This window comes from Pseudomonas sp. IT-P74 (genome assembly GCF_949768175.1).
In the GTDB taxonomy this organism is placed as follows: Bacteria; Pseudomonadota; Gammaproteobacteria; order Pseudomonadales; family Pseudomonadaceae; genus Aquipseudomonas.
Window position 1 is genome coordinate 1 of sequence record NZ_CATKQD010000079.1, and the last position, 275, is coordinate 275.

Sequence of the window (275 nt, forward strand, 5' to 3'; positions counted from 1 at the left end):
CGTGATGTAGCTGTGCGACTTGAGCGGCTGCTCCAGACGGAACTCGAACCCGGGCAGCACGCCATAGTGGGCGAACACCGTGCGCAGGATGTCTTCGACGGTTTGCTCCTGAAAGATCCGCGAGTCGAAGCGGCGCGACAGCATCCACAGCCAGGGGCTCAAGGTGGCCGAATAGTAAGCCAGGCCGCCGTCACTGTTCTGCAGGCTGAAGCGACTGATGTAGCCATGAATGTAGCGCGCCTCGCCGCACGCCAGTTCAATCTCGAGCGACACCT

At 61.5% G+C, this 275-nt stretch carries 1 protein-coding gene; it reads right to left on the bottom strand.

Annotated elements, in window-relative coordinates:
• A partial coding sequence (locus tag ACM6J5_RS25925; RefSeq protein ID WP_414929602.1) for a contractile injection system protein, VgrG/Pvc8 family occupies positions 1 to 275 on the bottom strand: 275 nt, incomplete at both ends.